The organism is Corallococcus terminator, from assembly GCF_003611635.1.
Lineage (GTDB): Bacteria > Myxococcota > Myxococcia > Myxococcales > Myxococcaceae > Corallococcus > Corallococcus terminator.
Map to the genome: position 1 here is coordinate 1 of NZ_RAVZ01000389.1, position 8,346 is coordinate 8,346.

At 71.4% G+C, this 8,346-nt stretch carries 8 protein-coding genes and 1 pseudogene; 6 read left to right on the forward strand and 3 right to left on the reverse strand.

What is annotated here, in order from left to right; all coding sequences use genetic code 11:
• Nucleotides 1-276 precede the first annotated feature (276 nt).
• The 6 genes from D7V88_RS35590 (at nt 277) to D7V88_RS35615 (ending at nt 5,631) form a co-directional block, all read left to right on the forward strand.
• Complete coding sequence (locus D7V88_RS35590; RefSeq protein WP_120545045.1) at nt 277-696, forward strand: hypothetical protein; 420 nt, start codon at nt 277-279, stop codon at nt 694-696.
• Between the two features lie 95 nt (nt 697-791).
• Nucleotides 792-2,168: a zinc-regulated TonB-dependent outer membrane receptor gene (locus D7V88_RS35595; RefSeq protein ID WP_208726669.1), complete on the forward strand. Its 1,377-nt coding sequence runs from the start codon at nt 792-794 to the stop codon at nt 2,166-2,168.
• A gap of 22 nt (nt 2,169-2,190) precedes the next feature.
• Nucleotides 2,191-3,114 (forward strand): metal ABC transporter substrate-binding protein, encoded by a 924-nt coding sequence (locus D7V88_RS35600; RefSeq protein WP_120545047.1) that lies wholly within the window; start codon nt 2,191-2,193, stop codon nt 3,112-3,114.
• Nucleotides 3,115-3,118: 4 nt separating this feature from the next.
• The gene (locus D7V88_RS35605; RefSeq protein WP_120545048.1) at nt 3,119-3,970 is read left to right on the forward strand and encodes a hypothetical protein; all 852 of its coding nucleotides are present in this window, start codon (nt 3,119-3,121) and stop codon (nt 3,968-3,970) included.
• A 13-nt stretch (nt 3,971-3,983) separates the two neighbouring features.
• A complete protein-coding gene (locus D7V88_RS35610; protein WP_120545052.1) occupies nt 3,984-4,778 on the forward strand; it encodes a metal ABC transporter ATP-binding protein in 795 nt (264 codons plus the stop codon).
• Entirely contained in the window at nt 4,759-5,631 is an 873-nt protein-coding gene (locus tag D7V88_RS35615; RefSeq protein WP_120545049.1) for a metal ABC transporter permease, read from the forward strand. Before D7V88_RS35610 ends, D7V88_RS35615 begins: the two co-directional genes overlap by 20 nt.
• A 28-nt stretch (nt 5,632-5,659) precedes the next feature.
• Here the strand turns inward: D7V88_RS35615 and D7V88_RS35620 are convergent, their stop codons facing one another.
• The 3 genes and pseudogenes from D7V88_RS35620 to D7V88_RS35630 all read right to left on the reverse strand — a co-directional run.
• Nucleotides 5,660-6,208, reverse strand: coding sequence for an isochorismatase family protein (locus tag D7V88_RS35620; RefSeq protein WP_120545050.1), 549 nt, complete (start codon nt 6,206-6,208; stop codon nt 5,660-5,662).
• 71 nt (nt 6,209-6,279) lie between these two features.
• The gene (locus D7V88_RS35625) at nt 6,280-8,019 is read right to left on the reverse strand and encodes a hypothetical protein (protein WP_120545051.1); all 1,740 of its coding nucleotides are present in this window, start codon (nt 8,017-8,019) and stop codon (nt 6,280-6,282) included.
• A gap of 10 nt (nt 8,020-8,029) precedes the next feature.
• Nucleotides 8,030-8,346, reverse strand: a pseudogene (locus D7V88_RS35630) (hypothetical protein); the annotation flags it as partial.

Genomic DNA, 8,346 nt, shown 5'->3' on the forward strand with positions numbered 1-8,346 from the left:
GGACGGGAGGGGGGCACGGGCGGCGGAACTCCTGGCGCTGGGGCCTGCGGTGGAAGCGGACCCAACCTAGCCGATGCGGCACGGCGGGTTGCCTGGAATGAAAACACCGTTCAATGGTCACCCTGTTTCAGAAAAACCCTCCCCACGCCGGGGGTTCGCGTGCCGACCTTGAATCGCCGCCCTGCCCGACCGTCACACTCGCGAAGCCCCCGCCCGGGACGCCCGGCCTGCCTTGACACTCCCGGGGGCCGACAGTAAGCCAGCCGGGATCCCTCGATGCTCTCGCGCGCCCATACCCTCGCTCGCCTCACCGCGATGTTGCTCATCGCGCTCTGGGGTGCCCGGCCACTGGGTCTGACGCTTCACGTGGAGCAGCACGCGCACCGCTTCTGCGCGGAGCACCAGACGTTCGAAGAGGATGCGCGGCGCGCGAACCCGTCGTTGTCCCGGTTCGCCGAGCGGGCCCCCGCCGTCGCCTCCGTCCCGCCCGCCGTGGCGGATTCGACGGGCCCCAACCACGAGACGTGCCCGCTGGTCACGGCCGCCCCGCAGATGGGCGCCCTGTTCGCGGGGGACATCCTTCGCGCGGCATCTGGCGTGGAGAGCAGCCACCCGGCCACCGCGCCTCCGCGCTCGTTCGCGCCACTCGCGGTCCTCGCCACCGCCCCCAAGGCCTCGCCTCCCGCGCACGCGTAGTCCCCGCGTGTCGTGCTGGTGAAGCAGGTCATTGGTGGACGGTGCCTGCGGGGCGTCATGCTCCGCGGTCGTCCAGTTCCGAGGAGCAACACCCCGTGTCATTTCTTCCGCGCAGGACTCCCCGCGCCCTGGCCGTAGCGCTCGCCATGCAGTTGTCCGCGAGTGCAGCCTGGGCCCAGTCATCGCCAGGGCAGCCGCCGCCCGCCTCCACCGCCGAGCCCGAAGCCCCTCCAGCGCCCGCCACCGGGGCTCCGGAGGATGCTCCAACCCTGAGCCCGGAGGAGATGGCGGAGATTGAAAAGGCCCTGGGTGTGGACGCGAGCACCCGCGCGCGGCCGTCTGGCGACACGTCCCCGGTTTCGCCCACCGCCACCAACGACTCCGGCGTGACGCCGCTGCAGTTGCCCAATGTCATCACCAGCGGCACCAACTTCCTCAACCTGAGCTTCATCCTGGACATGGCCCTGGCGGCCTTCTCCAGCAAGGAGCCGTTGCAGGGCGGCGCGCACGACCCGACGCAGAACGGCTTCAACCTCCAGCAGTTGGAGCTGTCCATCGGGTCGGTGGTGGATCCGTACTTCCGCTTCGACAGCAACATCGTGTTCAGCCAGTTCGGCGTGGAGATTGAAGAGGCGTACGTCACCACGTTGGACCTGCCCGCGAACCTCCAGGTGCGCGCCGGCCAGTTCCTTACCCGCTTCGGCCGGCTCAACTCCACCCACCCGCATGCGTGGGACTTCGTGGATCAACCCTTCGTGATGAGCCGCGTGTTCGGCGCGGAGGGCAACCGGGGCCTGGGCGTGGAGGGCTCCTGGCTCACGCCGCTGCCCTGGTACGTGGAGGTCATCGGCAGCGCCACCGACGCGAAGGGCGAGGCCACCGCGCGCAGCTTCTTCGGCTCCTCCAACGAGCGCGTGCTGTCCCCGCTGGACTTCCAGCTCACCGGCGCGGTGAAGCAGTTCTTCCCGCTGTCCGACGACCTGTCGCTCTTGTGGGGCCTGTCCGCCGCCACCGGCCCCAACCCCACGGGCTACCGCAACCACACCAGCATCTACGGCACGGATGTCTACCTGAAGTTCCGGCCCATCACCGAGGCGAGCGCGCAGCAGTTGGTGCTCCAGGCGGAGGTGATCTACCGCCGCCGTCAGGTCCCCGAGGAGCTGCTGTCCGACTGGGGCGGCTACGCGCAGACGGTGTGGCGCTTCTCCAACCGCTGGGCCACGGGCGTGCGGTACGAGTTCGGCACGGCGGCGAAGACGCAGGAGGGCCGCGTCGCGAATGATCCGCTCGACCCCGAGTGGATCGCCGACCGCCAGCGCATCAGCGCGTCGGTGACGTTCTGGCCCACGGAGTTCTCCCGCCTGCGCCTGCAGGCCGCCACGGACCGCGTCGGCTGGCGCGCGACGCCGGACTACTCGGCCTTCCTCGCGCTCGAAGTCGTGACCGGCGCCCACGGTGCCCATGCGTTCTGACCCCTTCTTCCGGAGCCCTTCCATGCGTTGCCTTCGCCTCTTCGCGGCGCTCCTCACCGCCGCCGTCTGTTTCACCGCCGCGCCCGCGCGCGCGGACCTCAAGGTCGTCGCCTCGTTGCCGGACCTCGCCGCCGTGGCCAAGGCCGTGGGTGGGGACAAGGTGGAGGTGGTGGCCCTGGCGCTGCCCACGCAGGACCCTCACTTCGTGGACGCCAAGCCGAACCTGGCGCTCGCGCTCAACCGCGCCGACCTGCTCATCACCGCGGGCCTGGACCTGGAGATCGGCTGGCTGCCCTCGCTCCAGCTCGGCGCGCGCAACAACCGCATCCTGACGGGCAACGCGGGCTTCCTGGACGCGTCGCGGTTCGTGAGCCTCCAGGAGGTGCCCACGACGGCGGTGGACCGCAGCCAGGGCGACGTGCACCCCGGCGGCAACCCGCACTACCTCTATGATCCGCGCCAGGGCATCGCGGTGGCCCGGGGCATCGAAGCGCGCATGTCGCAGCTCGATGCGAAGAACGCCGACACCTACAAGGCGAACCTGGCGAAGTTCACGCAGCAGGTGCAGGCCTCGCAGCAGGGCTGGGAGCAGCGGCTCGCGGGGCTCAAGGGCGCGCCCGTCATCGCGTACCACCGCACCACGGCGTACCTGCAGAACTGGCTGGGCTTCACCACCGTCGCGTTCCTGGAGCCCAAGCCGGGCATTCCGCCCAACCCGTCCCACGTCGCGCAGGTGCTGGGCCAGGGCAAGGCGCGCAAGGTGAAGCTGGTGTTGAAGGAGGACTACTACCCGGACGGCACCGCGAAGCTCGTGGCGTCGAAGATCCCCGCGTCGCTCATCGTCATCCCCGGCGGCACCGACTTCCGCAATGGCCAGACGTACGTGCAGCGCATCGAATCGCTGGTGAGCAGCCTGGAGCGGGGCCTCGCCGGGAAGGAGGAGTGACGCCATGAGACGCTTTCTCCAATGGATTCCCGTGGCGCTCCTATCCGGGTGCGCGCTCGACGCGGGTGAGGGCTTCGCGGTGCTGGAGCCCTCCGTGCAGGCCGCGTACACGCCACTGCCCCGCCGCGACGCGGGCGACGGCTACCAGGCGCTCGCCTCCGACTTCCAGTTGCGCATCGACTCCGGCGCGGTGAGCCTGGGCAGCATCGACCTGCTGGCCAGCTCCGGCGGTGGCGGTGCCACCACGTTCGATCCTTCCTCCCCTCCGCCGGGCTACTCGCTGTGCCACAACGGGCACTGCCACAGCGACGACGGGGCGCTCGTCGACTACGAGGACATCGAGGCGGAGCTGGGCGGTGGGGGCAGCACCACCACGACGGTGGCCAACCTCCCCGTCGACAGTGAGCTGGACCTGCTGGCGGCGCAGACGGTGGGCCTCACCTGCAAGCCGGATTGCGAACTGTCGCGGACGAATATCTCCAGCGGGAGCTGGTCCATCACCGGCCTGCGGATGACTGGCAGCGTGCGAGATGGCCGCGTCCCGGCGCGCTTCGCCGGGGTCCGGACCTTCCGGTTCACCGTGACGACGTCGGGCGCGGAGGCCGAACCGGTGGCTGTCCTCACGGGCGACCTGGACGTGCCGTCCGACCGGGAGAACGAGCCGCGCGTGGCGCTGGGCCTGAAGCTGGCGCTGACGCCGGAGCTCTTCGACGCGGTGGACTGGTCCGCCGCGGAGGAGGGCCTGGATGGCGTCGTGAACCTGAATGCGTTCGAGAACAAGGCGGTGCTCGACGCTCTCTTGCAGAAGGTGGGCGAAGTGAGTCCGACCGCGGAGGTGAACCGTGGCGCACGGTGATCACGAGACCGAACTGGACAGCGCGCACCGCGCCGCCCCGCCTCCGGAGCCGGGCGAGGCGCTGCTCAAGTGCGAGCAGCTCGTCATCGGCTACGGGGGCAAGGACATCCTGCCGCCCATGGACCTGGTGGTGCGCCGCCGGCAGTTCGTGGCGGTGGTGGGCCGCAATGGCTCCGGCAAGAGCACCTGGTTCAAGACGCTGCTGGGGCTCATCCCCCCGGTGTCCGGACGCATTGCCCTGGGCACCCCGAACATCCGCAGCGCGTACGTGCCGCAGATGTCCTCCATCGACTCGCTGCTTCCGGTGCATGCGCGCGAGCTGACCGGGTGGGGGCGGCTGTCGGGGTGGAACTTCCTGCGGCCCTTCCCCAGCGCCACCGACCGGCAGAAGGTGGAGGCCGCGCTCGATACGGCGGGGGCGCGTTCCATCGCGAAGCGGCCCTTCCGCGACCTGTCCGGCGGAGAGAAGCAGCGCGCCCTGCTCGCCCGCGTCATCGCCACCGAGGCGGACGTGGTGCTGCTGGACGAGCCCACCGCGGCGATGGACGCCGTGGCGGAGAAACAGACGATGCTGCGGCTGTGCGCGCTCGCGCATGACCGGGGCCTGGGCGTGGTGGTGGTGAGCCACGACCTGTCCGTCGCGGCCGAGCACGCCGACGTCATCCTCTTCGTGGACCGCGAACACCGCTGCTTCGTCATGGGCGATGCGCGCACCGTGTTCTGCCATCCCGCCTTCCGCCGCCAGTACGGCGACGACTACTGCCACAGCGCACCCCAGGGGCCTCATCGTGGAAACAGCCCTGCTTGAGCCCTCGAAGTGGGAACAGTTCCAGTCCGCCTGGGAGCTGTTCCAGGACCCCATCCTGTGCGCGCTCATCGCCGGGTGCGTGCTGGGCTTCCTCAGCGTCTACGTCGTCCTCAGGCGCATGGTGTTCGTCAGCGCGGCGGTGACGAACACGGCGGGCCTGGGCGTGGCCCTGGCCTTCTTCGCGGAGATCCACCTGGGCGTGCACGTGGATCCGCTGGTGGGCGCGGTGGTGATGTCGGTGGCGGCCACGCTGCTGCTGATGGTGGAGCCCGCACGCCTGCGCCTGTCGCGCGAGAGCCTGCTGGGGTGCGCGTTCGCCTTCGCGGGCGGCGCGGCCATCCTGGTGGGTGACCGCATCGCGCAGGAGGCCCATGACATCCAGGGCATCCTCTTCGGCACCGCGGTGCTGGTGACGCCGGATCAACTGCATGCCGTGGCGGCGGTGGGCGCCGTGCTGATGGTGCTGCACCTGTGGTGGTACCGGGGCATCACCTTCGTCAGCTTCGACCGCATCGGCGCCACCGTGCAGGGGCTACCCGTACGGCTGCTGGACACGGTGTTGATGGTGTCCATCGGCATCATGGTGGGCGTGTGCGCGCGGGCGTTGGGCGCCCTGCCCGTCTTCGCGTTCTCCACGCTGTCGGCCATCGCCGCGCTGGTGTTGGACTTGCGGCTGCCGTGGACGTTCTTCACCGCCACGGTGCTGGGCGGCATCGCGGGCGCGGGCGGCTACCTGTTCGCGTACTTCTACGACTTCCCGGTGGGCGGCTCTCAGACCGTCCTGTCCGGGGTGCTGGTGCTGCTGATGATGCTGGTGCGCCTGGCGCGCGCGCCCTTCCTGCGCAAGGCGTGAGCGGCGACCCTTCCGCCGCCGTTCCTGCTTAGCGGACGGCGGCGGACACCTTCTTGAACTCGGGCGTGCCCGCGCGGCCCAGCATGTCGAACAGGGCCGACTCCACGGTGAGGATGCGCGCGCCCGCGTCGCGGCACAGCTCCAGCCCCACGCGGCGATCCTCCTCCGTGCGGGACAGCACCGCGTCCGCCAGCAGGCACGGCTCACGGCCCTGCTCCGCCAGGTCGCGCGCGGTCTGGAAGACACAGATGTGCGCCTCCATGCCGGTGATCAGCACCTGCTTGCGGTCGCCCAGCACCGTCAGCACGTCCGGCGTGGCGGCGGAGAAGTCCATCTTCTCCAGCGGCGTGTACGTGCCCAGCTTCAGCTTCAGCAGCGAATGCGTGCGGCCCAGCCCCTGCGGGTACTGCTCCGTGACGATGACGGGCAGGCCCAGGGCCCGCGCGCCCTCCACGGCGGCGCCGGTGCGCGCGAGCATGCGGTCCAGGGCATCACGGTCCATGGCGGCGCACAGGCGCTCCTGGATGTCGACGACGAGCAGCGCGGCCTGCTCGGGCTTCAGGCGGAATGAGGGCATGGGGCAGCTCCTTGCGAGTGCCCCTAGTGACGCGAAGCCCGCGCGCCCGTCAAGCACGGCCGCGCGGACGCTCACGCCCCATGCACGGTCCAGGGCCCTTCCCCACCCCGGGGTGCGGGAGCGGTGTCCACGGGTGCATCCGGCACCCGGCACAGCCCGGCACGGCCCCGGCTCCCCCGGGACGCGAAGCCCCGCGCGCGTTGCAGACCCGGCAGGTGCGGATCCGCGTCGCGCCACAGGTCCAACACCACCGCGTAGTCGTGCTCCGCTTCGGACAGGCACTCGCAGGCGACGTGGGCTTCGGCGACGAGCAGCATGCAGTGGCCACACCCGGGCCGCTCCCCTGCCCGCTCCAGCGCCAGCTCCAGGGCCTTCTCTTCCCGACCCGAGCGCAGGCGCACACGGGTCAGCGTTTCCCGGGGCGGACGGCAGAAGAGCGCGGGCCCCACCGGGCGCAGGCGCCGCTCCAGGCGCAGTGCGCGCGTGAGCGCGGCCTCCGCCCGGCCGGAGTCACCCCGCCGTGCGTCCAGCGTGCCCCTCAGTTCCTGCGCGGCGACCTCGATCGTGCGAGCCACGTCGCGAGGACACAGGGCACGGCCCTCCGAACGGGGCGCCTCCGACAGGGCGGGCACCAGCGCGTCCAGCGACAGGCACGCGCGCTCCACGTCGCCCAGCCGTCCCGTTTCCAGGGCGCAGGCGCCACGCGCGTACAGGCGCACGGCGTCACGCAGGCCCTGCTCCGCGACGGTGCCAGCGTCGCCCAGCTCCATGGGGACCTCCGCCGCCGCACGGCAGAAGCCGAAGCGCAGGTGCGCTGCCACGAGCGTCGTCGCGGCGAAGAGCACCGCCTGGGGTTGGGCCCCCGCGGCCTCCACGCGCTGACGCAGCTTGCGGGCCCACGACTGGGCGCCCCGGTACTGCCCCACCTCCGCGCAGCCTTCGCTCAACAGGCGCAGGGCGGTGTCCGCGCTGGGCGCGACCTCCAGGGGCAGCGACTCGCGGGCGAGGTACGCATCATCCGCCGCCACCGCCGCCTCCAGGATGCGGTTCGCCTCCGCCACCCGGCCCACACGCAGCAGCAGACGCCCGGCGGCGAGCAGCGCGGGGCTGCCCTCGGGAACGAGCATCGGAAGGGCTTCGGCGCTCTCGCGCGCCAGCTCGGGTTTCGCGCTCGGCAACCAGGACTGCACCCATGCCACGTGCACACCCGCGTGGTGCGGGTGCGTGCGCAGCAGATCGCGCAGGATGAACTGCGCATAGGGCTGGCCCTGGCCGGGACGTCCGTCCGACTCGTAGCCGTCCAGCAGGAAGCCGGCGAGCAGCAGGCGCGGCTCGGGCTCCTCCGGGAAGCGGTCGATGAGGCACTCCATCTCGCGCACGAAGGCGTGCCGGCCATTGGCGGGCCCCTTGTCCGCGAGCAGGCTGGCGGCGACCACCAGACGCTGCTCCACGTCGGTGACGCCCTCCGCCAGCACCAGCGCCTTGCGGATGGCCTCCGCGCGGTCGGCGGCGAAGCGGGCACCCGCGCCCCGTGCGAGCGCGAGCCCCCACCACGCCATGGCGAGCGAAGGGTCCTGACGCGCGGCCTCCGCGAAGGCTCGGCGCGCCTCCAACCCCCAGCCCAGGTGCAAGAGGCGCAGGCCTTGATCGAAGTACGCCTGCGCCAGGGGAACCTGCGTCGTCACCGGCAGGTGGGCATCTCCAAGGCCGTCACACAACGGCGGCGTGGGAAGGGCTTCATCCGGCAGGTCCTCCCACGCGATATGGGCATGAACGGACGGCGCATCGGCTCGGAACAGTCGTGCCAGCATGGTGTCCTCCTCACGCTCCGAAGATCGGAGCGGTACGGTGTTGCACTCCGGCGTCGGTCGCGCGCACGCGCACGGCCATCCGCCTCCAGGCGTTCGACAACTCCTCCGCGGCCACGGGCGAGGCCTTGCGACGCGCGGACAGACACTCGCGCCGCCAGGAGAGCCCCACGTCCCGCGCCACCCACGCCTCGTAGTCGGCGAGCCAGTCCGCCAACATCGCGAGGCCCGCCCTCACCGCCCGGCGCTCCGGCCCGGTGGCCGCCTCCCGCCGGACGCCCACGTCCTCCGCGCGGAAGGCGGTGGCCCTCGCGCCAGGGCCCTCCACCC

Bases quoted from the DNA above. Each gene is read 5' to 3' on its own strand.
- D7V88_RS35590 (WP_120545045.1), top strand. From the start codon at position 277: ATGCTCTCGCGCGCCCATACCCTCGCTCGCCTCACCGCGATGTTGCTC.
- D7V88_RS35600 (WP_120545047.1), top strand. From the start codon at position 2,191: ATGCGTTGCCTTCGCCTCTTCGCGGCGCTCCTCACCGCCGCCGTCTGT.
- D7V88_RS35605 (WP_120545048.1), top strand. From the start codon at position 3,119: ATGAGACGCTTTCTCCAATGGATTCCCGTGGCGCTCCTATCCGGGTGC.
- D7V88_RS35620 (WP_120545050.1), bottom strand. From the start codon at position 6,208: ATGCCCTCATTCCGCCTGAAGCCCGAGCAGGCCGCGCTGCTCGTCGTC.
- D7V88_RS35625 (WP_120545051.1), bottom strand. From the start codon at position 8,019: ATGCTGGCACGACTGTTCCGAGCCGATGCGCCGTCCGTTCATGCCCAT.